Origin of the sequence: Arthrobacter subterraneus (assembly GCF_900099735.1) — a bacterium.
Taxonomy (GTDB): domain Bacteria; phylum Actinomycetota; class Actinomycetes; order Actinomycetales; family Micrococcaceae; genus Arthrobacter_D; species Arthrobacter_D subterraneus.
Window position 1 is genome coordinate 59037 of the sequence record NZ_FNDT01000006.1, and the last position, 24202, is coordinate 83238.

Sequence of the window (24202 nt, forward strand, 5' to 3'; positions counted from 1 at the left end):
ATATTCGGAGCCGCGCCGCAGCCTGAGCCGGGACGCGACACCGGCTCAGCCGCCGCGCTTCAGCTTTACGTGGCCGGCTTCGTCCGGTCAGGCAGGGCCAGGCGGAAGACCTTCGCCCACGCCGAACCGACCTGCTTGAGCAGCGGGCCTGTGGTGTACGGCAGCCCGTAGCGGTCGCAGATCTCCCGAACCTTCGGAGCGATCTCGTGGTAGCGGTTCGAAGGCAGGTCCGGGAACAGGTGGTGCTCGATCTGGTGGGAAAGGTTGCCCGTCATCAGATGCATGAACTTCGAGCCGGAGATGTTGGCCGACCCGATCATCTGCCGCACATACCAGTCACCGCGGGTTTCGCCGTCGACCATTTCCTCCGTGAAGGTGTCGGTACCGGCGGGGAAATGTCCGCAGAAGATCACTGCGTGTGCCCACACGTTGCGTACGGCGTTGGCGGTGAGGGTACCGATCAGCGCCTGACGGCCGGACCCGCTGAGCATGGCCACCAGGGGCGTTGCGAGGTAGTCCTTGCTGAACTGCTTGGCTGCCTTGCGTCCGAGTGCCTGGAGGTCCCGGGTCATGGCCTCCTTGGACTTCAAGCCTTCCTTGTACTCCGGGATCTCCAGATCGTAGAGCGCGATGCCCCACTCGAAGAGCGGCGCAAGAACCGCGTTGTACACCGGGTTGCCCAGGTTGAAGGGCTTCCACGGCTGGTCGTCGTCCATGCGCAGGAGGTTGTAGCCGACGTCGCGGTCCTTGCCCACCACGTTGGTCCAGCGGTGGTGGAGGTCATTGTGCGTGTGCTGCCAGGACCGCGTGGGGGTGACGAAGTCCCAGTCCCACGTGGTGGAGTGGATGTCCGGATCCCGCATCCAGTCCCACTGTCCGTGGAGGATGTTGTGGCCGAGCTCCATGTTCTCGAGGATCTTCGCGAAGCTCAGCATGGTGGTGCCGGCCACCCAGGCGACCTTGTTCCGCCCGAACAGCAGCGCTGCACGTCCTCCGAACTCCAGTGCGCGCTGGGCCTTGATCACCCTCCGGATGTAGTCGGCGTCGTGCTGGCCGCGGCGCCCGAGCACCTCGTCCCGGATGGCGTCCAGCTCACGGCTCAGCTCCGCCACCTGCTCGTCCGAAAGGTGGGCGGCTGCGGGCGGGCGCACCACTGGGTGTCCGGTTTCCGCGAGCGCTCCCGCACGTCGGCGCGGAGCGGCTTTCTCCACTGCAGTGTCTTCCGACACGTGTTCTGCAACGTTCGTCATACCCTCACTCCTTTGGATATCGAGTTAGATGTCGAGGTTCACGGGTCCGGCGGCCGCCGAAACGCACGTCTGGATGAGCTGGCCGGGCTCGCCATGTACTTCATTGGTGCGAAGATCCCTCACCTGCCCCTCACGCAATGGAAGCAGACAGCTGTGACAGATTCCCATCCGGCAACCGCTGGGCATGAGCACTCCGGCGTCCTCGCCGACCTCAAGCAGCGGGGTGTTGCCGTCGGCCTCCACCTCGCGGTCCGAGGCCTCAAAGGTGACCAAACCGCCGTCGTTCCCTGCTCCGTCAGCGAGGACGGTACTGAACCGTTCAATCTTCAGGCTACCCGCAGGTAGCGCCGCCTGCTTTTCCCAGAGCGATTCGGCGCTCTCCAGGAACTCTTCCGGCCCGCAGGCGTAGGCGGCCCGCTCGCGCCAGTCTCCACAGAGCCGGTCCAGCGCGGCTGTGGAGCTGAAGTCGATGCGCCCGTGCTCGGAGGTGAACCAGAGCTTGACCCGAAACTGGCGGAACTGGTCAGCGAGCTCGCGCAGCTCTTCGACGAAGAGGCTCTTGAGGGGGGTCCGGGCGGAGTGGATCAGGACGACGTCGGCATCCGGCCGACGGGGAACCAGTGTGCGGATCATGGACATCACCGGGGTGATGCCGCTGCCGGCCGTCAGCATCAGGAGTGGGCGGGGCCGCTCCGGAAGCACAAAAGTGCCCTGCGGCGGAGCGAGGAAGAGCACGTCTCCCGGCTTGGTATCGCGCACCAGGACCCGGGAAATCTCACCCATGTCCGTCACTGTGATGGCCGGATCATGTCCCGCCGCCGCACTGAGCGAGTAGGAGCGCCAGTGGCGGACGCCGTTCACCTCCACTCCGATGCGCGCCCACTGTCCAGCGCGGTGCGCTTTCCAGCCGCGGCCGGGGTGGAAGTAGATGGTGACCGAGTCAGCAGTTTCGGGCACAACTTTGGTCACCACGCCGCGCAGCTGGCGGGCGGAGAACACCGGGTTGAACAGAGCCAGAAAATCTTCCGGCGCCAACGGCGTTGTCAACGCGGAAACAGCATGTCTCAGCTTAGGTCGCCGCGTCATCCTTGCAGGTCCAATCGAAACTCCTCACAGGATGGGCACTTGCCGAAGATATCAGGCGATCACGGCTGGTGTTGTATCCAGTGTGGACTCCATGTGTCATGCTTCGGAAGGCTCACCGACGAATACTTTGATCAGTAGGCTTATCATTCTCGCATAGTCTGCCGTGAAGGCGACATCGAAAGAACGCCGGAGGCAGACCATGAACGCACGCCAGACCTTTGACAGCATCTCGATCATTTTCAACCCGAACAGCACCGGAGATGCTCCGAAGCTGGCGAAGGAACTGGAGGAGAAGCTCCGGGAGTCCCTGCCCTATCCGGCCGAAGTTGAACTGCGGCCCACCGATCATGCAGGTCACGCCGTCGAACTCGCCCGTACTGCTGCCGACCGCGGCGGCAAGGTGCTCGTCATCTCCGTCAGCGGCGACGGCGGCTACAACGAAGTGGTCAACGGAGTCATGGCCAGTTCCAACACCGACGCAGTGTGTGCGGTGCTCGCGGCCGGCAACGCCAACGATCATCACCGCGTGATCAGCCGGCAGCCTCTGGCGGAAGCCATCGCCGAGGGTGAAGTGCGCCGGATCGACCTGCTGCAAATCACAGTCGAGGCAGGTACTGACACCGAGTCCGTCTACGCCCACTCCTACATCGGGTTCGGGCTGACGCCCATCGTTGCCATCGACCTCGAAAAGGGCAGCAAGGGCGCATTCAAGGAGATGTTCACCGTGGTGCGCACCTTCGCGAAGTTCCGTCCGTTCGAGATCCGCCAGAAGGACGGCAAGCGACGCCGGTTCGACAGCCTGGTGTTCGCGAACATCTCACAGATGGCGAAGTACGCCACGCTCAGCGAAGCGGACGACGACGCCTCGGACGGCAAGTTCGAGGTAATCACCTTCGCCCACCAGGCAAAGTGGCGGATCCTGCTCAGGGCGCTGCGGGCAACAACCAAGGGCCTGGGAGACCAGCCCAGCACCGACTACTACGAGTTCACCACGCTCAAACCCATTCCCTACCAGCTCGATGGAGAGGTACGGTCGGCGCCGGCCAATGTCCTCGTGAAGGTGCGGAGTGTGCCGCGCGTGCTGGCGGTGGTGGGGTAGGCCTTCGCCACCGCTTACACAACACAGCACCCCGGCCGAGTGGACCGGGGTGCTGTGGATAAAGCGGAGGATGGGGGATTTGAACCCCCGAGGGCGTGAACCCAACACGCGTTCCAGGCGTGCGCCATAGGCCGCTAGGCGAATCCTCCTTGTTTGGAGCAGGTTCCAGAATACCCGGACATGCCTGATGTGCCGAATCGGGCGGTGATCCGGCAGGAGGAACCGCCCCAACGGTTTGTGTAGACTATTACGCGGCCCCTCATGTGGTGTCATCCTGTTGAACTCCCCCAGGACCGGAAGGTAGCAAGGGTAGGCGGGCTCTGGCAGGTGCATGAGGGGTCTTCACGTTCCCTGAAAGCCGTGTCTGGAGGAGCAGTGACTGCGGGCCGCTTTGCGCCGAGTCCCACCGGCGAACTGCATGTGGGAAACCTCCGGACCGCGATCCTGGCCTGGCTGTTTGCCCGTTCGACCGGCCGCCGCTTCCTGTTGCGGGTGGAGGACCTTGACCGGGTCCGTGCCGGCATGGAGGCCGTCCAGCTCGGTGAGCTCACCGCCGTCGGGCTCTCCTGGGACGGCGGGATCACGCGTCAGAGTGAGCGGCAGTCCCATTACGACGACGCCGTCAGCCGCCTGCGCGCCGACGGCCGCCTTTTCGAGTGCTACTGCACCCGCCGCGACATTGCCGAGGCGGCATCCGCTCCGCATGTCCTTCCCGGCCACTACCCCGGCTCCTGCCGCGACCTGACATCGGTTGAACGGGCGGCCGCCCGCCGGGAGCGGCCGGCCGCGCTGAGGCTGCGTGCCGACGTCGGGCTTTATGAGGTTCACGACCTGCTTCACGAGCCCTACACGGGTGCCGTTGACGACTTTGTGGTGGTCCGCAATGACGGAGTGCCCGCCTACAACCTCGCCGTTGTTGTGGACGATGCCGAGCAGGGCGTCGACCAGGTTGTCCGCGGCGATGACCTGTTGAGCTCGGCACCGCGGCAGGCCTACCTCGGATCGCTCCTCGGTCTGCCGCCTGTGGAGTACGGACATATTCCGCTGGCGCTGAACCCGGAACGACGCCGGCTGGCCAAGCGGGACGGTGCAGTCACCCTCGAGGCGCTCACTGCTGCGGGCTGGCAGGTGGCGGACATCCGTGCGGTGATCCTGCGTTCACTCGACCTGCCGGGTGATTCGCTGGACGCTGCGCTCGCTGCATTTGATCCTTCCCGGCTGCCTCGTGAACCATGGATCGTGGACCCTGCGGACCTGTCCTCCACCGATGCCGCCCCTGTTCCACCCACCGGATAGAGTTCTTCTGTGAGTACAGCCCTTTACCGCCGGTACCGTCCGGAGACCTTCTCCGACGTCATTGGTCAGGAGCACGTCACCGAGCCCCTGATGACGGCGATCTCGAAGAACCGGGTCAATCACGCCTATCTTTTTTCCGGTCCGCGCGGCTGCGGCAAGACCACTTCTGCACGCATCCTTGCCCGCTGCCTCAACTGTGCGCAGGGCCCCACGCCTGTCCCCTGCGGCACCTGTGACAGCTGTGTGGAGCTTGCCCGTAACGGGTCAGGCAGCCTGGATGTCATTGAGATCGACGCCGCCTCACACGGCGGTGTCGATGACGCACGTGACCTGCGTGAGCGCGCCACCTTCGCTCCGGTCCGGGACCGGTACAAGATCTTCATCATCGATGAGGCCCACATGGTCACCAGCGCGGGTTTCAACGCGCTGCTGAAGATCGTCGAAGAGCCGCCGGAACACATCAAGTTCATCTTCGCCACCACGGAGCCGGACAAGGTGATCGGGACCATCCGTTCCCGTACGCACCATTACCCTTTCCGGCTGGTTCCGCCGGAGCCGCTGATGGCCTACCTGGAACTGCTGTGCAACCAGGAGGACATTCCGGTGGCGCCGGGTGTGCTCTCCCTCGTGGTCCGTGCCGGCGGAGGATCGGTTCGAGACTCCCTGTCGGTCCTGGATCAGCTGATGGCCGGTGCCGGAGCCTCCGGTCTGGACTACGAGCTTGCGGTGTCGCTGCTCGGTTACACCCACGCCTCACTGCTGGACGACGTGGTGGACGCGGTTGCCGCTGACGATTCCGCCACTGTCTTCGGTGCCATCGACCGTGTCATCCAGACCGGCCATGATCCCCGCCGGTTCGTGGAGGACCTGCTGGAGCGGTTCCGCGACCTGATCATTGTGAATGCCGTTCCTGACGCCGCTGCGGCCATCCTCCGCGGGATTCCGGATGACCAGCTGAACCGCATGCGCACCCAGGCGCAGCAGCTTGGGCGTGCGGAGCTGTCGCGGGCCGCAGACATCACCAATACGGCGCTGACCGAGATGACCGGCGCCACCTCACCGCGGTTGCACCTTGAACTGCTGTGTGCGCGCATCCTGCTGCCCGCTGCGGACCAGTCGGAGCAGGGCATGCTGGCCCGGGTGGACCGCATTGAACGCCGGCTCAGCTACGCCAGTGGTCTTCCTGACGCTGGGAGCGGGAGCGCTGCGGCGCCGTCCGGGTCCGGGCGTGCCTCCACTGGTGCGGCCTCCTCGGGTGCGGTACCGGCTGCGGTTGCACCGGCGGCGCGGGATTGGGCTTCGGAGCCGGATGTACCGGCTGTACCAGCGTCCGCGGTGCCAGCGCCCGCGGCACCAGTGTCTGCGGTACCAGCGCACGCGGCTCAGCCGGATGTGCCTGCTCCGGCCGAGAAACTCGAGCGGGCAACAGAACCTGCACCCCAGCCCGGAGCTGCTGACTGGGGCGGCGGTTGGGGTGTGCCGCCGGAACCATCGACGCCGGAACAGGCGGAGCGGGAACAGCCGGAGCGGGAACAGCCGGAGCGGGACGCAGCTTCTCCCGACGTAGGGGAACGGAAGTCCCGGGCGGCAACGCCTTCCGCACCCGCGCAGCGTTCCGGGACGCAGCCGGCCCAGCAGGGTGACCCCGCGTCCTCGCAGCCGCAGACCGGCGCGTCCTGGCAGCCCCAGACCGGTGCGTTATCGCGTCCGGAAGCACAAGAACCAGCGCCGGCAGGGTCCCTGCCTGCCCAACGAGATCAGCCACCGTCAGCCGGACCCGTGCCTTCCCAGCCGCAGGCTCCAGCTCCGGCGTCGGCCTCATCCGTGCCGTCCCAGCCTGCCCAACCGCAGGGGTCAGCACCGGCGTCGGGACAGATCGAAATGATCCGCAGGGCGTGGCCCGAGATTATGGACGAGCTCGCCCGCATCAAGCGCAGCACCTGGCTGAATGTCAACGCCGATGCGAAGCCGCGTTCGTTCAGTGACAACCAGCTCACGCTGGCGTTCGCGTCGCAGGGCAACGCGCTGGGATTCCAGCGCGGGCAGCACACGGACAATCTGAAGCAGGCCATCAGCAAGGTGCTCGGGCTGAACTGCTCCATCGAAGCCATCCATGACGGTGCCGCGACAGCGGGTGAACCCGACCCAAAAGTACCTACTAGCCGGACCCACCCGGCAAAGGGGCAGGAGCAGCCGCGTGCCGGCCAGTCCCCTTCGTCCGGCACCGATAGCCCGTCCTCTTCGGCTCGCGACGACGGATGGGGTCTACCCTCAAGCACAGCACCGCAGGGCGTGCCCACCAGCACAACTCCGGATGATGGATGGGGCCTGCCCACCAGCGGAGCGCCGCAACCGCAACCGCAAGCGACGGCAGCGCCAGGAGCACCGGAACCAGCGCCCCGCTCTCGGGTAGCGGCAACACCGGTGCCACAGGTGGGCCCGGCGCCGGATCCGGCCCCGCAAGCGGACAAAGTACAAGCCCCAGCTACACAGGCAGGCCACGGAGCACAAGCCCCGCAGGCGGGCGCATCACCTGGACAAGCACCTCGCGTTCCAGGACCGTCATCGCCCGCGCCGCGGGCGGGTCTTGCTTCAAATCCCACCATGCAGGCAGGGCAAGAACCATCACCGGAGGCGGGCCAGGCACCGCCGACCGCAACACCGGCAGGCCCAACACCTGCCAACCGAACACCCGCCAACCCTGCAACCCCGGCGCCAGCACCCTCGGCGCCAGCACCCTCGGCGCCAGCACCCTCGGCGCCTGCAACGGCGACGCCAGCCACGGCGGACGACGACTGGCTGAACGCCGAACCTCCGCGCGACCCGGAGGACCCCGGACCTGAGGAACCGTCCTTCGAGGAGGAGGCCCCGGTACGGCCAAGCCGCTACCGGCAGCTCCTCGATGAAGCCGCGCGTGCCGAGGCGTCCCGTCCGCAGCCGCCGGGACGTCCGACCGGCGCCGTAGACTTGAAATACGTGGAAGACATTCCCAGCGCGGATGATGAAACCATCGAGCAATCCGGACTGGTCGGTCGTCAGGCCATCGAGCGGATTCTCAACGGCAGGCTGATCGAGGAACGCAGCCTCGATCAGTAACCGGACAGCCCGCATCCGGCGGGCAGCCGGTTCCGACCGGCACGACGGTGCCGACCGGCACCACCCGGCACGCCCGGTACCACCCGCCACCATCTACAGCTAAGGCAAACCCGTGTACGAAGGCGCAGTTCAGGAGCTCATCGACGAGCTGGGACGCCTGCCCGGCGTGGGCCCCAAATCAGCGCAGCGCATTGCGTTCCACATCCTCGAATCCGACAACGAGGACATGAAGCGTCTCGCAAACGCCATCGTCACCGTCAAGGAGAGGGTGAAGTTCTGCACCATCTGCGGAAACGTCGCTGAACAGGAGACCTGCAGCATCTGCCGTGACCCACGGCGCGATCCGTCCGCGATCTGCGTGGTCGAAGAGTCCAAGGACGTCATCGCCGTTGAACGCACCCGTTCCTTCCGTGGGAAGTACCACGTGCTGGGCGGCTCCATCAATCCCATCGCCGGGATCGGCCCGGAGCAACTCCGCATCAGGGAACTGTTGAGCCGGCTTTCCGACGACCAGGTCCAGGAAATCATCATCGCCACCGACCCCAACCTCGAGGGCGAGGCGACAGCCACTTATCTGGTCCGCATGCTGAAGACCATCGGCATCAAGGTCACACGCCTGGCATCCGGCCTGCCGGTGGGCGGCGACCTCGAGTACGCAGATGAGATCACCCTCGGCCGTGCCTTCGAGGGCCGGCGCACCGTCTCCTGATGTGCACCTGCCCGTAGCCCGGTTCACGCGATGCGCGTTCAGGCGATACGCGTTCACGCGATGCGGGTCCACGCGCTGCCGGGTCCACGCGATCCGCGTTCACGCGATACGGGTTCCGCGTGCCAGACGCCGGACCGGAGTCACCAACCTGCGGCGGCCTGCCCACAGCACAGCGGCTGCCAGGCCGCCCTGCAGCACAAGGCCCAGCGGCCAGATCGGCAGCGGCTCCTTCTCGATGTCGCGGGAACCGGGACCGAAGAATTGCGCTTCCTCACAGGTGACCTCGTAATCCGGGCCTGCCTGGGCCAGACGAACCTGTGCGCTGATGCTTTCCATCACGCCGGGCGTCCGATACGTGTTTCCAAGACTGTCGGGCTCGCTCTGGAGACTGTCGCGGTCGTACGGCACGGCATCCGCCACAATCACGAAAGGGTTGGCCGCGAGCAGCCATGCCGTGCGCTCGGTATGCCAGACGGGCATGATCACCTGGTTGGTCAGGCACTCGAGGTCCTCCTCCGTGAGCATCCGTCCGCTTTCGATTGCTTCACGCGGGTAGTCGTAGAAGGACTGCGTAACCTGCACGTCCTCCTCCATCACCAGCGACATGCTCAGACCGAAGGCGATCAGCGTCCCGAGCCCCAGCAGGGCGACCATCATGTAGGTGGTGACAATGGAGAACAGCGGTCGGCCGGCGAGCGCAGAAATCCCGACGCCCAGCGCACACACCAGCCCGAGTTCCAGAGCGAGCACAGCCAGCGACACGATCGCCTCCAGCGGGTTCACCCCGCCGAGCGCGAGCGCCCAGAAGATGAAGGGCGAGCTGAGTGCCAGGAAACCCAGGGACGCAACCCAGGAGGCCAGCCATTTGCCCCACAGAATCTGTCCCGGCCGCAGCAGCGTGACCTGAAGGATGGCAAGCGTGCCGCCCGTCCGGTCCCCGTTGATGGCATTCGCGGACAGGCCCGGCGCCACCAGCAACCCGAAGAACAGCACAAAGCCGACCACCAGGTCGAACAGGAACGGGCCGGCGCTGTCCATTGCCGCCGTCGTCAGCGTAGCCAGCAGGAACACCAGACCGATTACGAGGAACCAGACAGCCATCATGATGTACCAAGCGCGGCCGCGCAACCGCTGCTTCATCTCCAGACCGAAGACGGTGCGCACTCCCGCCACGTAACCGAGGGAGTGCGTGCGGCTTCCTTCTACCGTGTCAGTGCTCATTGCCGCTCCGTATCCAGGCTCATGTAGGTCTCTTCGAGGGCGCCGCCGGCGGGCGCAAAAGCGGTCACGACGACGTCGGCCAGGATGAGCGTGCGCAGCAGCCACGCTGCCTGCTCGGTGCTGCTGAGCAGCACCTGGTACTCAACCCGCCGTGAATCGCCCCGCTCCTCGAAGACGACGCCGTGGCTCGCAAGTGCATCGGCGAGCGCACCCATCGGTTCGGCCTGGATGCAGTAGCGGCGCAGCTGCGTCCCCGCCTCATCCAGGGTCTGACTTTTGACGGACTCACCCCGGTTGACGAACACGGCACGGTCGGCAATCTCGTCCAGCTCGGACAGGACGTGGCTGGAAACGACGATGGTCTTGCCCTCCCCCGCGAGGCGCCGGAGCATGGTGCGGAGCGCTACGCGCGAACCCGGGTCGAGACCGGAGGCCGGTTCATCCAGCAGGAGCACGTCGGGGTCGTGGATGAGCGCCCTGGCGAGGCTGAGCCGCTGCTGCTGGCCCCGGGAAAGGACTCCGGCAGGCGAGTCCGCGTATTCACTCAGGCTCACTTCGGCGAGCAGTTCCGCCGCACGGTGGGAGACCGCCGTCGAACTTAATCCGTACAGTGCACCGACGGTGGTAAGAATTTCGCGGGCCTTGAGGGATTCCCAGACCCCCAGGGTGTCCGGCATCCAGCCGACCTTGCGGCGGACGGCGGCGGCATTGGTCGCGGGATCAAATCCGCCAACGGACAGTGTGCCGGCGTCGGGCGCCAACAGTGAGGCGAGAATCAGCAGCAGGGTGGTCTTGCCGGATCCGTTGGGTCCGATCAGCGCTGTCACTTCGCCGGGCGGCGCCTCGAAATCGATGTTGCGGACGGCAGGCACCGAACCGAAACTTCGTCGAATACCGCTGGCAATGATTCCCCCATACCCATTGGTCATGAGGTGACAGTAGCCCTTCACCGGTCAGAACGGCACAATTCGACGCACGATTGGGCCAGCTGAACCCGAACAGTTAAGATTGTGTGCGGTATCCGGCGGTCAGCCGTTGGCTCCAGCGTAATAGCAGTCCCTATCGAAGTGACCTGTTTCGGGCGCCGACGACGCCGCCAGGCATCACATCCCAAGATTCAGCGAGCGTGCGCATGGCCTTGATTGTTCAGAAGTTCGGTGGCTCGTCCGTGGCCGACGCGGAGGGGATCAAGCGCGTCGCCACGCGGGTTGTGGAGACGCAGGCGGCAGGGAACCAGGTCGTCGTCGTTGTTTCCGCAATGGGTGACAGCACCGATGAGCTGCTTGATCTCGCGGCGCAGGTCAGCACCGCCTCCAACCCCCGCGAGATGGACATGCTGCTCAGTGCCGGCGAGCGCATCTCCATGGCGCTGCTCGCCATGGCACTTCATGAGGCCGGCACCAGCGCGCAGTCCTTCACCGGCAGCCAGGCGGGCATGATCACCGACGCGATTCACGGCAAGGCCCGGATCATCGCCGTCTCCCCGCACCGGATCAAGGCCTCCATCGACAAGGGCGACATTGCGATTGTCGCTGGGTTCCAGGGCATGAGCCGGGACAGCAATGACATCACCACCCTTGGCCGCGGCGGTTCCGACACGACGGCGGTGGCCCTGGCTGCAGCCCTGAAGGCCGATGTCTGCGAAATCTACACCGACGTCGACGGCGTCTACACCGCTGATCCCCGGGTGGTGCCTGCTGCCCGGAAGCTTGCCACGATCTCCAGCGAGGAAATGCTCGAGATGGCAGCCTCGGGTGCCAAAATCCTGCACCTCCGCTGTGTGGAATACGCCCGCCGCTTTGGCGTACCGCTGCACGTCCGCTCGTCCTTCAGCCAGCTCGAGGGAACCTGGGTGCTGCCCAATCCCGATGACACCATCAAGATTCAAGAGGGAGAACCCTTGGAACAGCCCATCATCTCCGGTGTTGCCCATGACCGTTCAGAAGCGAAGGTCACGGTGGTCGGTGTGCCCGACATCCCGGGCAAGGCCGCTGAAATCTTCGGGATCGTAGCCGGCGCACATTCCAACATCGACATGATTGTGCAGAACGTATCCACACACGGCTCCGGGCACACGGACATCTCCTTCACCCTGCCGATTGTCGAGGGCGCGGAGGCGCTCACCGCGCTCAAGGCGGCACAGGAAACCGTGGGCTACGAAGGTATCGAGTATGACGAGCAGATCGGCAAGCTGTCGCTGATCGGCGCCGGCATGCGGTCCAACCCAGGCGTGTCCTACAAGTTCTTCAAGGCGTTGTCCGACGCCGGGGTGAACATCGACATGATTTCCACCTCGGAGATCCGCATCTCGGTGGTCACCAGCGCGCACCTGCTCGACACCGCCGTGCGAGCAGTGCACGCCGCATTCGACCTCGACGGCGACGCCGTGGCAACCGTGTACGCGGGCACCGGGCGCTAACCCGGCCCCACCTCCCGTTGATTTGGCAGGACACGCCGTTTATCGGGCGCCAAACGGGGTGTGTCCTGCCAACTCACGGGGCTATTCCTCCGTGTGAAGCACCGGCTTGGTGAAATAGTCCGGGTACTTCATGACGGGTTCGGTGCGACGCACTGTCGGGTGATCCGGGTGCTTCCGCACCGCGTAGTGATGGCCCTCGGAATCCACCTCAACAATGAGTTCCGCGAGCTCTGCTTCCGAAGCGCTTTCGAAATCATCGTGCCGGTGCACCACCGGCTCATCGAGGGCGTCCCTCTCGGCCGGTCCAAGGAAAATCGTGGCGGGGTTCTTGATCCAGCGGCGCCGGGTTCTCTCAGCCATGGGTATCGCCTTCTTTCTGCGGCTGTTCGAGTACCCACATCTTAAGTCCGTCCGGCTGAAAAAGATCCTGACAGGACGCAGAAATCCCCCGCACCGTACTGCCTGGTGCGGGGGATTTCCGTGTGTTGTTACTGCCCGTTCGTCGGGGTACTGTCCCCATCCGCAGACGGGAGCTTGTTCGCCCCGCCGGTGGGTGACACTGCAGTCGGCGCAGCGACGCCGGCTCCGTCCACGACAACCGAAACGAAGGTGACAGCGGTGGATCCCGCGTAGGTCACCCGGCCGACGTAGGAGCCGGGCTCAAGGCCCGCCCAGTTCAGCGTGACCTCACCGGACTCGCCGTTGGCGAGCTCCAGCGGGTTGGGCGCGATCGAGGCGTTGCCTTCATCGGCGCCGAGGATTGCGGCGTCGAAGGTTGCAGCCGTTGCCTGGCCGTTGGGGCTCGCATAGAGGTTGACAATCGCCTTATAGACGCCCGGAACCGGGTTCTGCAGGTTCAGTGTCTCGCTCGCCGAGGCGGTGGCCACCTGGTAGAGGCGCCCGTTGGGATCGAACACGAAGAGGTCGAAGTCAGCGCCCGGATCGGCCGAAAGCACCGACAGACTCGCAAACGGCGTGTCCTTCGGAACGGTCACTTCAGTCACGTAGTTCGACGCGTTGTTTTCCACAACCACCGGTCCCGGCACCAGTGACAGCGGCGAGCTGTTGGCCTTGGAAAGGCCCTGCAGCGTCATGCTGACCGGAGCGTTGGTACCCGAGGTGACGGGGATCGTTCCGCTTCCATCCGGACCCTCCGAGGTGAACGCCACCTGGGACGGAGCGACGACGGACTGCGGACGGACCGCGACCGGTGACGCAACAACCTTGCCCTGACCTTCCCAGACCAGCGAACCCTTGGCGAATTTGCCGAGCTGTGCTTCGGCGTTCTCGAAGGTCACTTCGAAGGTCTGCTTCTCGCCGGCCTTCGTGAAGTTCAGTACCGAAGGGGTCACCTTCACGTTGACACCCGGCACGTTTGCCGTTGCGGTGTAGGTGCCCGGGGTAAGGGCAGTCACCGTACGGGTGACGGTCGTCTTGCCGGTCAGGTTACCGACGGCGAAGGACGGCACGTTCATGTTCTTCGCGTCGATGCCTTCGACACCCTTGACGTCCGCGTATCCGGTGCCTTCAACGAACTGCAGGTACTCGATCCTGCCGGCGTCGTAGACGAGCCCGGGGTTCAGGACGCTGATGGGATCCACCTGGCCGGCGCCGGTTGCGAAGACGTCGCCGTCCACGCCGCCCTGGGCATTCTTGACCGGATCCGCGGTGGTCATCATGGCGGACTTGACCGCAGCCGGTGACCAGGCGGGGTTCTTGGCGAGGATGAGTGCGCCCACTCCGGCAACGTGCGGAGCGGCCATCGAGGTTCCGGAGAGGAACCCGAACTCATCACCGCCGGTACCGATCGGTGACACACCTGCGAGAACGGCAACACCGGGTGCTGCAACGTCCGGCTTCAGCAGATCGGAGCCGGTGGCGAGCAGCGGACCGCGTGAGGAGAAGCCTGCGATCTGCGGGACGGGAGGCAGCGGCTCACCGGTGGTGTCTTCATCTACAAGAGCAACCAGCATGTCCGGATTGGCTGCAACCTTCTCTTTGAGCTCAAGGCTCGCCGGAGTGTTGACGTGGATGGTCGGGACCGAGTGCTTGTCCGTGTCCATCGAGGAGTCGGTGAGGTTGACCAGGATCATGCCCACTCCACCGGTACGTGCAACCTCGGCGGACTTGGCCACGCGGTCGTACACGCCGCGGTCGCAGACAACAATCTTGCCTGCCACGCGCGTTGGGTCCAGCGAGTTCGGTGCGCAGAGGTCGCCGTCCTTGGCACCGGCCGCGGCAGCGTTTGCGGACAGGACCACCGGGCTGGCGGGAACTCCTGCGCTCATGATACTGGCTCCGCGGAACTTGGTGCCGTCGGCGAACTCGGCGGTTCCCTGCAGCGCGTGGCTGAAGGTGCTTGCCGCGACAGTGGTCACCCAGGGAGCTCCGTGGTTGACGGTGCTGGCCGTCGGGCCCGAGTTGCCTGCTGAGGCCGACACGAACACACCTGCGGATGCCGCACCCAGGAAGGCCAGGGAAACCGGATCAGTGGTGGTGGTCGCGCTGCCCGAGATGGAGTAGTTCAGGACATCGACGCCGTCGAGCACCGCCTGGTTGATCGCTGCGATAGAGGCGGAGGAGTAGCAGCCGCCGGTATTCGGATCATTGTCCGCCCAGCAGACCTTGTAGACGGAGAGCTTGGCTGCCGGAGCGACGCCGGAAGACTTGCCGAAGTCACGGCCGGCGACGGTCTGGGTGACGTTGCTGTTGCCCACCGCCGTGCTGGCCGTATGGGTTCCGTGGCTGTCCACATCAATCGGCGACAGCACCTCTTCGGGGGCGCGGTTCGCCTTGGGTACGTACTCTTCGAAATCCTCGGAGAAGTACTGGGCTGCGAGGACCTTCGAGTTGCATTCGGTGCCGGAGAAGCGCACACCGACCTCACACTCACCGAGGAAGGTGGTGCCGTCGGACTTCAGCATCGCGATGCCGCCCTTGGCCCGGTACGGCTGGCCGACCTGGGGCTGCTCACCCTTCTTGAGCTTGACGACCTCCGTGCCCTGGAAGAAGGGACTGCTCGGCGTGTATCCGGTGTCGATGACTCCGACCACCGTTCCGGCACCGGCGTTTGCTTCGCCGCCGAACTGGGTGTTCCAGGCGCCGCCCTCGCCGCGCAGGTTGAGGATGTCGAGGCTGGAGTAGTCGTCGGGAGCATTCTCCACGTCCGGAGCAACCATCCGCACGCCCGGATCCTTGGCGAGCTCAACAGCCTGGTCCGAGGTCAGCTTCGCACTGAAACCGTTGAGGGCTGCGGTGTAGGACCGCTTGATCGCCACACCCTTTTCGCCCGCAACAGCCTGCTGCTTCTGTTCGAGGTGACTCTTGTACTTCTGGAAGTCCTTCTTCTCGGAAAGCTTCTCACCCTTCTCAGGCTTGGTCGCCTCAATTCCGGGGACACCGCCGTCGTACATGGCAGCAGGCTCTTCATTGAGCACCACAATGTAGCGGCCATCCGGGTAGTTGCCGGGATCCACTTTCTTGACCGGCTGGATCTGCTGGGTAGCAGTAGGGCCAGCGGGTACGGCAGCGGCGGGCACCGCTGACATGGAACCGAGAATCAGGGGGAGGCCAACCACGAGAGCTGTAGCTCTGCGCAGACCACCTGCCCGACGGTTCCTGTGTTGGGGGTCTTTCACGCGAGGGTACCTTTCATCGAAAAAGCGACCGGTCTACGCCGGACTGAAAGAAGCTGGTGTGAGGGCTGTGCCCTGAGTCACAACCAAGCCATCCATAGGTTACCCCCGGGTACGGTGCCTGATGGCTGTTCCTGAGCAGATCCTGACGGTAAACAGGGCATTGCGCCAAGAATGAATTTTCATAACGGACGTTAATTCAATTTCAGCGGCAGGAGTGGTAAAGCGGTTGCTTCAGGCCATCAGGGATAATGGGCGGGTGGCGCTGACCGTTCTGACCCCGCAAGAGTGGGAACCGCGCGCCCTCGCCCATACCCAGCGGGCCCGAGCGTTCACCGAGCCCTACCTTCGGCGGCGGGCTGAACAGAAAAGACATCCTGTCGAGGACTTCCTGTTCACCTATTACACCCAGAAGCCTGCGCAGCTGCTGCGCTGGCACCCGGGCGCGCATACCGTTCTGACCGGCCCGGGCGCCGTCGAACGCGCCGGCTGGAAGTTCTACCGTCCGCTCACGTCAGCCGAGCGGCAACAGCTCGGACTGAACGACGACGACGGCGCAGCCATGGTCGATCTTCCCGCCTTCCTTGCCGCACGGCGGGAGGCAGTGGATTTTGCGCACATCATCCTGTCCGGCACGGCCGCCCGTCCGGCGCAGTTCGGCTGTTTCGGCCTGCATGAGTGGGCCATGGCCTACAAGTCGGATGAGAATTCGATCCGGCATGAATACCTGGGCCTCCGGCTGGGGCCGTCCGGAACGGATGAGGTGGTCGAGGCCAACCGGATCAGGTGCACCCATTTCGATGCGTTCCGGTTTTACGCTCCCCAGGCGAGCGCCCTGAATGAACTTCAGCCCACACGGGAGGCGCAGCGGGACCTCGAGCAGCCTGGCTGCCTGCACGCCAACATGGACCTCTACAAATGGGCCTACAAATTGACCCCCGTTCTTCCGAGCGAGCTGGTCATGGACTGCTTTGAGCTCGCCTGGCGCATCCGCACGATGGATATGCAGGCTTCCCCCTATGATCTTGCCGAGTGGGGCTACCCGCCGATTGCCATCGAAACCCCGGCCGGCCGGGCCGATTATGTGCGGGCACAGCGGGGGTTCTCGGCTGAATCCCAGCTAAAGCGTGCACAGTTGAAGAAGTGCATCGACCAACTGCACGTGGATGCCGGGCTCTGAGCCGGGCCGCAGCCGTTCAGGGCGGCAGCGATTCGGAGCGGCAGCGGGGCACCGGGTGAGACCACCAGCGAGGGCGACAAGGAGGTTACCGTGGAAACGGCACGCAGTGTTGCCGTCAGGGGCGTCTGCCTCCTGACCGGCTCCGTGCTGGCGGTTCTGCTGGCCGGCTGCGGCGCCACCGGTAACCCCGGAACGGAGCTGACCGCCGCCCCGCCCAGTTCACCGTCGTCCCAACCAGCAGTACCGTCCCCAACGCCCACCGCCTCGGAGAGCAGTATGTCGACCGATTCACCGAAGCCCGCACCCAGCCTCCCGTCCGATCCTGCCGCCGTCGGGAGTTCAATGCTGACCATCAGCATCAGGCAGAATCCCGAAGCCGAGCCGGTCGAGTACTTCCTCGAATGCACTCCGGACGGCATCGGGGAAACCACCACCCTGCCGAATCCCGCAGCGGCCTGTGAAGCAGTCAAGCGCCTGGGCGCGGCGTTCTTCAATGCGGAGCCGGACCCCAACCAGATGTGCACCCAGCAGTACGGTGGACCGCAGACCGCCACAATCAAGGGCACCGTGGACGGGCATCGCGTCTATGCCTCCTTCTCCGCGACAGACGGTTGCGAGATTGCACGGTGGAACGCCGTCGAATCCATCCTCGGGCCGGCCGGCGCCAACTGAGCCGGACTGCCGCTTCACGGGTCACGGACCGTTGGGTTGGGCCGGTAGAATGGAACGGCAAGCTCGCGGAGCGCTGGATCAGGCTGTAGGAAATCCGAGCGTGAGACGGCACCCGTCGGGCAACCGCATTTAAACGCGCTGTTCTTACTTCACAGGAGTTGCCGGATGCCCCGGATCGTTGTTGACGTCATGCCCAAACCTGAAATCCTCGATCCGCAGGGCAAGGCCATCGCCGGCGCCCTCCCCCGCCTCGGGTTCACCGGATTCGCCGAAGTCCGTCAGGGCAAACGGTTTGAGCTCACCGTTGAGGGGGACGTCACCGAAGAAGTGCTGGAGCATGCTCGCAGCGCCGCCGCCACCCTGCTGTCCAACCCGGTGATCGAGGACGTGACCCGGGTCGAGGTCATCGAGGACGCACAGTGACTGTCGAGACTCCCCTGATCGGCCATTCGGCAGCCGAGGTTGTCGACGAGCACCTGTCCGGCGTCCGCGTCGGTGTGGTCACCTTTCCGGGAACGCTCGATGACCGGGACGCTCTGCGTGCCGTCCGCATTGCGGGCGGAACCGGTGTTCCGCTGTGGCACGGCGACCATGACCTCAAGGAGGTGGACGCCGTCATCATCCCCGGCGGCTTCTCCTACGGTGACTATCTGCGTGCCGGAGCCATTTCCCGTTTCGCGCCGCTGATGGAACAGATCACCGCGGCCGCTTCCGGCGGCTCCCTGCCGGTGCTCGGCATCTGCAACGGCTTCCAGGTCCTCACCGAGGCGCACCTGCTGCCCGGTTCGATGATCAAGAACAACCACCTGCACTTCCTGTGCAAGGACCAGCGGCTCACAGTCGAGAATACGATGACGGCGTGGACCTCCTCGTATGAACAGGGCACCGAAATTGTGGTTCCGCTGAAGAACCAGGACGGGCAGTTCGTTGCTGACGAGCGCACCCTTGACGAGCTCGAAGGCGAAGGCCGTGTGGTGTTCCGCTATGCCGGCGGCAACCCCAACGGCTCCCGCCGGGACATTGCCGGCATCACCAATGAGCACGGCAACGTGGTGGGCCTCATGCCCCACCCCGAACATGCCGTCGAGGCCGGTTTCGGTCCCGACTCCTCAGCGTTCGGTGAAGTCGAGGTCCGCGGCGGCGTGGACGGACTCGGCATCTTCACCTCGGTACTGCAGAAACTGGTTAACAAGTGACTACAGAGACAACCTCAAAGAAGTTCAACATCGACACGGTCGAACACGCCGAGCAGACCCCGGAGCAGCAGCTGCCCTGGGCCGAACTGGGTCTGAAGGAAAACGAGTACCAGCGCGTCGTCGAGATCCTCGGACGTCGGCCCACCGCTGCGGAGCTGGCCATGTACTCAGTGATGTGGAGCGAGCACTGCTCCTACAAGTCCTCGAAGGTGCACCTGCGGCAGTTCGGTGACAAGGTCACCGACGCCATGAAGGAACACCTCCTGGTGGGGATCGGTGAGAATGCCGGCGTCGTCGATATCGGTGACGGCTGGGCGGTGACCTTCAAGGTCGAATCCCACAATCACCCCTCCTTCGTTGAGCCCTACCAGGGTGCGGCGACCGGCGTCGGCGGCATTGTCCGCGACATCATTTCGATGGGCGCTCGTCCCGTGGCCGTCATGGATCCGCTGCGATTCGGCGCGATCGACCATCCGGACACCGCCCGTCTGGTCCACGGCATCGTGGCCGGCATCGGCGGGTACGGAAACTCCCTGGGCCTGCCGAACATCGGTGGTGAAGTGGTCTTCGACTCCGTCTACCAGGGCAATCCGCTGGTCAACGCACTGGCCGTCGGCGTCCTCCGGCACGAGGACATCCGACTGGCCAACGCCTCCGGAGTCGGCAACCGTGTGGTGCTCTTCGGTGCGCGTACCGGCGGCGACGGCATCGGCGGTGCGTCGGTGCTCGCCTCCGAATCATTCGACGACGCGAAGCCGTCCAAGCGACCGGCCGTGCAGGTCGGTGACCCGTTCGCCGAGAAGGTCCTCATCGAGTGCTGCCTCGAGCTGTTCAAGAACGGCATCGTGGAGGGCATTCAGGATCTCGGTGCCGCCGGCATCTCCTGTGCAACGTCTGAGCTGGCCTCGAACGGTGAGGGCGGCATGCACGTCGAACTCACCGACGTGCTGCTGCGTGATCCGTCACTGACTCCGGGGGAAATCCTGATGTCGGAGTCGCAGGAACGCATGATGGCTGTGGTGACCCCCGAGAACGCGGGCGCGTTCGAGGCGATCATGGACAAATGGAGCGTCGAGTACTCCTGGCTGGGTGAGGTCACCGATACCGGCCGGCTGATCATCGAGTGGGACGGCGAGAAGATTGTCGACGTCGATCCCCGGACTGTTGCCCATGACGGGCCGGTGTACGAGCGCCCCTATTCCCGGCCCGAGTGGCTGGACGGTGTGCAGGCTGACTCCTTCGCCGGAGACCGGCCGTCCGGCGGTGAGCAGCTGAAGTCTGCCGTGCTGGAGCTGATGTCCTCACCGAACATGTGCTCGAAGGACTGGATCACCAACCAGTACGACCGCTTTGTCCAGGGCAACACCGCCCTGGCCATGCCGGACGACGCCGGTGTGGTCCGTGTCGATGAAGAGACCGGCCTCGGCATCGCGCTCTCAACCGACGCCAACGGCCGCTACTCCTATCTGAACCCGTACGACGGCGCCCGGCTGGCTCTTGCCGAGGCGTACCGCAACGTCGCCACCACCGGTGCCCAGCCGATGGCCGTCACCGACTGCCTCAACTTCGGTTCACCCGAGGACCCTGAAGTGATGTGGCAGTTCGCCGAGTCCGTCCGCGGCCTCGCCGACGCGTGCCAGGACCTGGGCGTTCCGGTTACCGGCGGCAACGTCTCCCTCTACAACCAGACCGGTGGGGTGGCCATCCACCCCACGCCGGTGGTGGGCGTGCTGGGCGTGTTCGACGACGTCGCACGCCGCACCCCGTCAGGCTGGCGCGAGGATGGCCAGGCGATCTACCTGCTCGGCACCACCCGCAATGAGCTGGACGGATCCGAGTGGGCCAATCTGCGCGGCCACCTCGGCGGGCAGCCGCCGGTGCTGGACCTGCAGGCGGAGAAGACGCTCGCTGCGATCCTCGTGAATTCGTCGCGCGACGGCATGATCGATGCGGCCCACGACCTGTCCGAGGGTGGTCTGGCTGCGGCGCTCTCCGAGGCTGCACTGCGTTTCGGTGTGGGCGCCCGGATCGGGATCGACGAACTGTGTGAGCGTGACGGAATTGATCCGTTCACCGCACTCTTCTCCGAATCCCAGGGACGCGCCGTCGTCGCCGTCCCCCGTTCTGAAGAGGTCCGGTTCAACGACATGTGCACTGCGCGGAACTTCCCGCGTCTGCGCATCGGGGTGGTGGACGCAGAGAACCAGGCGCTGGACGTTCAGGGGCACTTCACGCTTCCACTGGCCGAGCTGAAGGAAGCCCACGAAGCCACGCTTCCGAAGCATTTCGCGTAACGGTTTCATCACTCGTTCATATGGCAGGGCACCGGTGTTTCGGCACCGGTGCTCTGCCATATCGTTACGTGCACAACCCCAGGGGAGAGCAGCCCAACCGATAGGGTTGATGCATGACATTTCCGCTATTGAGTGCGCTTTTCGCCATGATTGCGGGGCTGTTGCACGTGTACATCTTTGTCCTCGAGAGCGTCCGCTGGCGCCACCCGTCCGCCTGGCGGAAGTTCGGGATCACCTCGCAGGAACATGCGGACATCATCCGCCCTATGGCGTTCAACCAGGGCTTCTACAATCTCTTTCTGGCTGCCGGCGTGATTGTGGGGCTGGCACTGTCCGGAACGCTGGTGGGGTACGGGATGATCGTCCTCGCATTGGCAATCATGGTGCTTGCCGCCGTCGTTCTGGTAGTGACTAACCGGACGCTCTGGATCGCCGCCCTGGTGCAGGGACTTCCCCCGCTGCTGGCTCTGGTGACCATGCTGATGGCTGAGCCCTGACCTGTCCGCTGCGCTGCCCTGCTCACGCAGTTCCCGCGGCCAGACGGCGCGCTGCCGCAAGGTAGCGGCGGGTCACCAGCTCCTGGCAGAACCGTGCAACGGGTGCGCCGAGCCGGTAGAACCAGTTCCCATGCCTGCTGTATGCGTGCAGTTCGAAGAACACCGTGCCGTCGGCGTCCAGCACCGCAGTGAAGCTTTCTTCGCCGCTTTCAGGGTGACCCGGCAGGGTGGCGTAGCCGAAGCCGGCTCGGTGCGTGCCGTCGTCGTTCCTTCCTGAATCGGTTTCCTCAACCCATACCACGGCGCACGGAGCCTTCAACCGGACCTTCCCGACGCCGAAACCCACGACGACGGTGCCGCCGACTGCAGCCCGTGGCGCCGCATCGACCCGGAGTTGGGCGCCGCGGTGCAGTTCGAAGGTCAGGATGCCCTCTGCCAGACGCCGGAAATCCGCTTCGCCGGTGCCGACCCGGATGCGGTGACGCATCGACCGGAAACCTGTGGGCCACGCGCCCGTGCGTGTCCAGCCGATTGCGGAGTGGGTGAAATCAGGCATCGCTGCCCTGGGAGAGCTGAGTCCAGCCAAGCGAATCACGGTCCTTCTTCGGGAGGGTTGCCACTACGAGGTCATAGGAATCCTCGATCATGTCGCGGATCATCTCATCGGGCAGGGAGCCGGTGCAGTCCACGCCATTCCAGTGGGTCTTGTTCAGGTGCCAGGCTCCGGTGATTCCGGGGTGTGCGGCGCGCAACTGTTCGGCAAGATCCGGCTCGCACTTGAGGCTGATGGCCAGGGCTGGCGATCCGAGGTTTGAGAGCGCGAACATCTTTGCGGCTCCACCGGGTGCACGCACCTTGAAGACCGACGCTTCCGGGCCAAACGGGAAGTCCTCAAATGTGCCCGGAAACGAGAGACAAGCGCGGCGAAGCTGTGCTGCATCCACATGGTGAGCCTACAGCGAAGCGGTGACACACTATAGGAACCACAATCGAGGAGTGCATATGGGAGAGCTCGGCCGACAGGCCCGGAAAGTCGCAGACGGAGCAGAAGAGGCGACGGATTCCAAGCCATTCATCCTCGCAGCACGGGCCGGCTATGTCGCTGCGGGCCTCCTGCATATCCTCATCGGAATCATTGCCGTCCGGGTGGCTGCGGGTGGATCCGGCAGTGCGGATCAGAACGGCGCCATGGCATCCCTTGCCGGCACCCCGGGCGGCGGCATCCTGTTGTGGGCGTGCTTCATCGGCTGTTCGGCACTGGCCCTGTTCCTGCTCAGCGAGGTGATCTTCCCTCCCAAACGGATCAGCGGCAAGGACAAACTCAAGTTCCGGCTGAAGGACGGCGGGAAGGCCGTTGTCTACGCCGCAATCGGTATTGCCTTTGCGCGGTATGCGATGGGTGGGTCAGGCAGCAGCTCGTCCACCCAGTCCACCAGCGCCGCACTGATGGCTAACCCTGCCGGTGTGGCGCTGCTGCTTGCGGTCGGAGCCGGCATTTTTGTTGTGGCCGGATACTTCATCTACCGCGGCGCAACCGGAAAGTTCGAGGACAACCTGAACGGCAAACCTTCCGGTTCCGCGGGACGCGCAGTCACGATGCTGGGCACTGTCGGCTACGTCGCCAAGGGGATCGCACTGGGTGTGCTCGGGCTGCTGCTGATCATTGCGACGGTGAAAAACAACCCCGAGGAATCCACCGGACTGGACGGTGCCCTGAAGTCGCTGCAGGAACAGCCGTTTGGCATCTGGATTCTCGGCGCTGTGGCGTTGGGGCTGATCGCCTACGGCCTCTACATGATTGTGCGTGCGCGGTACCAGCGGATGTGATGCTGGAGCGGCCGCGGTGTCGTTGCAAGCGTGGTCGATGCGACGCATGACCGTTGCGGGCCGACGTTCAAACTCAGCGCTACAGGCCCGACCGGTCCTGCGCTGCAGGCCTGACCGGTCCAGTGCTCCCAAGCCCGATCTATCAGCCCAGCACTACAGTTCGAGGTTCACAGCCCCAGCCGCGGCGCTTCGATTGCCGGGCACGTGTTCATGACAACGTCGAGGCCGGCGTCTGCTGCTCGCTGGGCGGCTGCCTCATCAATCACGCCCACCTGCAGCCAGACCGCTTTGGCGCCAACGGCGATTGCGTCATCCACGACGGCGCCGACCCGCTGACTGTTCACGAAGCAGTCGACGACGTCGATCTCCCCCGGCACGTCGGCGAGCCTCTTGTATCCGGTGCGGCCGTAGACGTCATCACCTTTCAGGCTCACCGGAATAACGTCCATTCCCAGCCTGTCTATGAGGAAGCGTGACACCCCCATTGCCGCTCGGCGCGGATTGTTGGACAGTCCGACGACCGCCCAGCGAGCCGGCGTGGTCAGGAGCCGTTTGATGGTGGCCGGATCATTCTGGTGGGACATGGCGTGTTCCTCCTCTGTCGGGCTGGACATTGGTGGTGCGCCGGTTCCGGAGGGCCCCGCCGACTCTCTGCCGACTCTCTGCGGCGTTTCCCCAGTGTTTCAGGTTTCCAGCGGGATGGGTGAGATACGTTTCCAGCGGGA

At 64.8% G+C, this 24202-nt stretch carries 21 protein-coding genes, 1 tRNA gene and 1 other RNA gene; 13 read left to right on the top strand and 10 right to left on the bottom strand.

Annotated elements, in window-relative coordinates; all coding sequences use genetic code 11:
* Positions 1-65: 65 nt before the first annotated feature.
* Both BLS52_RS08680 and BLS52_RS08685 read right to left on the bottom strand, forming a co-directional pair.
* Positions 66-1250: a fatty acid desaturase family protein gene (locus BLS52_RS08680; RefSeq protein WP_090585979.1), complete on the bottom strand. Its 1185-nt coding sequence runs from the start codon at positions 1248-1250 to the stop codon at positions 66-68.
* A gap of 24 nt (positions 1251-1274) precedes the next feature.
* Positions 1275-2336, bottom strand: a complete 1062-nt coding sequence (locus tag BLS52_RS08685) for a ferredoxin reductase (protein WP_090585981.1) — start codon at positions 2334-2336, stop codon at positions 1275-1277.
* 199 nt (positions 2337-2535) lie between these two features.
* On the opposite strand from BLS52_RS08685, the gene BLS52_RS08690 reads away from it, so the two are divergent.
* Positions 2536-3435 (top strand): diacylglycerol/lipid kinase family protein, encoded by a 900-nt coding sequence (locus tag BLS52_RS08690; protein WP_090585982.1) that lies wholly within the window; start codon positions 2536-2538, stop codon positions 3433-3435.
* Between the two features lie 64 nt (positions 3436-3499).
* Here BLS52_RS08690 and BLS52_RS08695 read toward each other — a convergent pair.
* Positions 3500-3584, bottom strand: a tRNA-Ser gene (locus BLS52_RS08695).
* 101 nt (positions 3585-3685) lie between these two features.
* Here BLS52_RS08695 and ffs point away from each other — a divergent pair.
* From ffs to recR, 4 genes are all read left to right on the top strand, one after another.
* Positions 3686-3782, top strand: an RNA gene (gene ffs / locus BLS52_RS08700) — signal recognition particle sRNA small type.
* A gap of 28 nt (positions 3783-3810) precedes the next feature.
* Positions 3811-4731, top strand: coding sequence for a tRNA glutamyl-Q(34) synthetase GluQRS (gluQRS, locus tag BLS52_RS08705; protein ID WP_090585985.1), 921 nt, complete (start codon positions 3811-3813; stop codon positions 4729-4731).
* 9 nt (positions 4732-4740) lie between these two features.
* Entirely contained in the window at positions 4741-7827 is a 3087-nt protein-coding gene (locus tag BLS52_RS08710) for a DNA polymerase III subunit gamma and tau (RefSeq protein ID WP_090585988.1), read from the top strand.
* Positions 7828-7939: 112 nt separating this feature from the next.
* The gene (gene recR / locus BLS52_RS08715) at positions 7940-8536 is read left to right on the top strand and encodes a recombination mediator RecR (RefSeq protein ID WP_026545040.1); all 597 of its coding nucleotides are present in this window, start codon (positions 7940-7942) and stop codon (positions 8534-8536) included.
* Between the two features lie 99 nt (positions 8537-8635).
* Here recR and BLS52_RS08720 read toward each other — a convergent pair whose 3' ends face one another.
* Both BLS52_RS08720 and BLS52_RS08725 read right to left on the bottom strand, forming a co-directional pair.
* Positions 8636-9757 carry an ABC transporter permease gene (locus BLS52_RS08720; RefSeq protein WP_090585989.1) on the bottom strand — a complete coding sequence of 374 codons (1122 nt, stop codon included), beginning with the start codon at positions 9755-9757 and terminating at the stop codon, positions 8636-8638.
* Positions 9754-10686 (bottom strand): ABC transporter ATP-binding protein, encoded by a 933-nt coding sequence (locus tag BLS52_RS08725; RefSeq protein WP_090585991.1) that lies wholly within the window; start codon positions 10684-10686, stop codon positions 9754-9756. Before BLS52_RS08725 ends, BLS52_RS08720 begins: the two co-directional genes overlap by 4 nt.
* 203 nt (positions 10687-10889) lie before the next feature.
* Between BLS52_RS08725 and BLS52_RS08730 the strand changes: the two genes are divergently transcribed.
* Positions 10890-12176 carry an aspartate kinase gene (locus BLS52_RS08730; protein ID WP_026545038.1) on the top strand — a complete coding sequence of 429 codons (1287 nt, stop codon included), beginning with the start codon at positions 10890-10892 and terminating at the stop codon, positions 12174-12176.
* Between the two features lie 81 nt (positions 12177-12257).
* Here the strand turns inward: BLS52_RS08730 and BLS52_RS08735 are convergent, their stop codons facing one another.
* Both BLS52_RS08735 and BLS52_RS08740 read right to left on the bottom strand, forming a co-directional pair.
* Positions 12258-12536 carry a hypothetical protein gene (locus BLS52_RS08735; protein WP_035778914.1) on the bottom strand — a complete coding sequence of 93 codons (279 nt, stop codon included), beginning with the start codon at positions 12534-12536 and terminating at the stop codon, positions 12258-12260.
* Positions 12537-12664: 128 nt separating this feature from the next.
* The gene (locus BLS52_RS08740) at positions 12665-15724 is read right to left on the bottom strand and encodes a S8 family peptidase (RefSeq protein WP_090586164.1); all 3060 of its coding nucleotides are present in this window, start codon (positions 15722-15724) and stop codon (positions 12665-12667) included.
* A 346-nt stretch (positions 15725-16070) separates the two neighbouring features.
* On the opposite strand from BLS52_RS08740, the gene BLS52_RS08745 reads away from it, so the two are divergent.
* The 6 genes from BLS52_RS08745 to BLS52_RS08770 all read left to right on the top strand — a co-directional run bounded on the left by BLS52_RS08745 (position 16071) and on the right by BLS52_RS08770 (position 21650).
* The gene (locus BLS52_RS08745) at positions 16071-16991 is read left to right on the top strand and encodes a 3-methyladenine DNA glycosylase (RefSeq protein WP_090585992.1); all 921 of its coding nucleotides are present in this window, start codon (positions 16071-16073) and stop codon (positions 16989-16991) included.
* Between the two features lie 90 nt (positions 16992-17081).
* Positions 17082-17663 carry an SSI family serine proteinase inhibitor gene (locus tag BLS52_RS08750; RefSeq protein ID WP_090585994.1) on the top strand — a complete coding sequence of 194 codons (582 nt, stop codon included), beginning with the start codon at positions 17082-17084 and terminating at the stop codon, positions 17661-17663.
* Positions 17664-17828: 165 nt separating this feature from the next.
* Positions 17829-18086, top strand: a complete 258-nt coding sequence (gene purS, locus BLS52_RS08755; RefSeq protein ID WP_026545382.1) for a phosphoribosylformylglycinamidine synthase subunit PurS — start codon at positions 17829-17831, stop codon at positions 18084-18086.
* Positions 18083-18859, top strand: a complete 777-nt coding sequence (gene purQ / locus BLS52_RS08760) for a phosphoribosylformylglycinamidine synthase subunit PurQ (RefSeq protein WP_090585995.1) — start codon at positions 18083-18085, stop codon at positions 18857-18859. Before purS ends, purQ begins: the two co-directional genes overlap by 4 nt.
* Positions 18856-21153: a phosphoribosylformylglycinamidine synthase subunit PurL gene (purL, locus tag BLS52_RS08765; RefSeq protein ID WP_090585997.1), complete on the top strand. Its 2298-nt coding sequence runs from the start codon at positions 18856-18858 to the stop codon at positions 21151-21153. The genes purQ and purL overlap by 4 nt, the downstream gene beginning before the upstream one ends.
* A 113-nt stretch (positions 21154-21266) precedes the next feature.
* On the top strand, positions 21267-21650 hold the full coding sequence (locus BLS52_RS08770) for a DUF1304 domain-containing protein (protein WP_090585999.1): 384 nt from the start codon (positions 21267-21269) through the stop codon (positions 21648-21650).
* A gap of 22 nt (positions 21651-21672) precedes the next feature.
* Here BLS52_RS08770 and BLS52_RS08775 read toward each other — a convergent pair whose 3' ends face one another.
* Positions 21673-22206 (bottom strand): DUF1990 domain-containing protein, encoded by a 534-nt coding sequence (locus tag BLS52_RS08775; RefSeq protein WP_090586001.1) that lies wholly within the window; start codon positions 22204-22206, stop codon positions 21673-21675.
* Positions 22199-22594 carry an MmcQ/YjbR family DNA-binding protein gene (locus tag BLS52_RS08780; protein ID WP_026544893.1) on the bottom strand — a complete coding sequence of 132 codons (396 nt, stop codon included), beginning with the start codon at positions 22592-22594 and terminating at the stop codon, positions 22199-22201. The genes BLS52_RS08775 and BLS52_RS08780 overlap by 8 nt, the downstream gene beginning before the upstream one ends.
* 58 nt (positions 22595-22652) lie before the next feature.
* Between BLS52_RS08780 and BLS52_RS08785 the strand changes: the two genes are divergently transcribed.
* Complete coding sequence (locus tag BLS52_RS08785; RefSeq protein ID WP_090586003.1) at positions 22653-23477, top strand: DUF1206 domain-containing protein; 825 nt, start codon at positions 22653-22655, stop codon at positions 23475-23477.
* Positions 23478-23644: 167 nt separating this feature from the next.
* Here BLS52_RS08785 and BLS52_RS08790 read toward each other — a convergent pair whose 3' ends face one another.
* Positions 23645-24061: a CoA-binding protein gene (locus BLS52_RS08790; protein ID WP_090586005.1), complete on the bottom strand. Its 417-nt coding sequence runs from the start codon at positions 24059-24061 to the stop codon at positions 23645-23647.
* Positions 24062-24202: the final 141 nt, after the last annotated feature.

Coding starts and splice junctions, on each gene's coding strand:
- BLS52_RS08680 (WP_090585979.1), bottom strand. CDS start 1,250: ATGACGAACGTTGCAGAACACGTGTCGGAAGACACTGCAGTGGAGAAA.
- BLS52_RS08685 (WP_090585981.1), bottom strand. CDS start 2,336: ATGACGCGGCGACCTAAGCTGAGACATGCTGTTTCCGCGTTGACAACG.
- BLS52_RS08690 (WP_090585982.1), top strand. CDS start 2,536: ATGAACGCACGCCAGACCTTTGACAGCATCTCGATCATTTTCAACCCG.
- BLS52_RS08720 (WP_090585989.1), bottom strand. CDS start 9,757: ATGAGCACTGACACGGTAGAAGGAAGCCGCACGCACTCCCTCGGTTAC.
- BLS52_RS08725 (WP_090585991.1), bottom strand. CDS start 10,686: ATGACCAATGGGTATGGGGGAATCATTGCCAGCGGTATTCGACGAAGT.
- BLS52_RS08730 (WP_026545038.1), top strand. CDS start 10,890: ATGGCCTTGATTGTTCAGAAGTTCGGTGGCTCGTCCGTGGCCGACGCG.
- BLS52_RS08735 (WP_035778914.1), bottom strand. CDS start 12,536: ATGGCTGAGAGAACCCGGCGCCGCTGGATCAAGAACCCCGCCACGATT.
- BLS52_RS08740 (WP_090586164.1), bottom strand. CDS start 15,724: ATGTCAGCGGTGCCCGCCGCTGCCGTACCCGCTGGCCCTACTGCTACC.
- purS (WP_026545382.1), top strand. CDS start 17,829: ATGCCCCGGATCGTTGTTGACGTCATGCCCAAACCTGAAATCCTCGAT.
- BLS52_RS08770 (WP_090585999.1), top strand. CDS start 21,267: ATGACATTTCCGCTATTGAGTGCGCTTTTCGCCATGATTGCGGGGCTG.
- BLS52_RS08775 (WP_090586001.1), bottom strand. CDS start 22,206: ATGCCTGATTTCACCCACTCCGCAATCGGCTGGACACGCACGGGCGCG.
- BLS52_RS08785 (WP_090586003.1), top strand. CDS start 22,653: ATGGGAGAGCTCGGCCGACAGGCCCGGAAAGTCGCAGACGGAGCAGAA.
- BLS52_RS08790 (WP_090586005.1), bottom strand. CDS start 24,061: ATGTCCCACCAGAATGATCCGGCCACCATCAAACGGCTCCTGACCACG.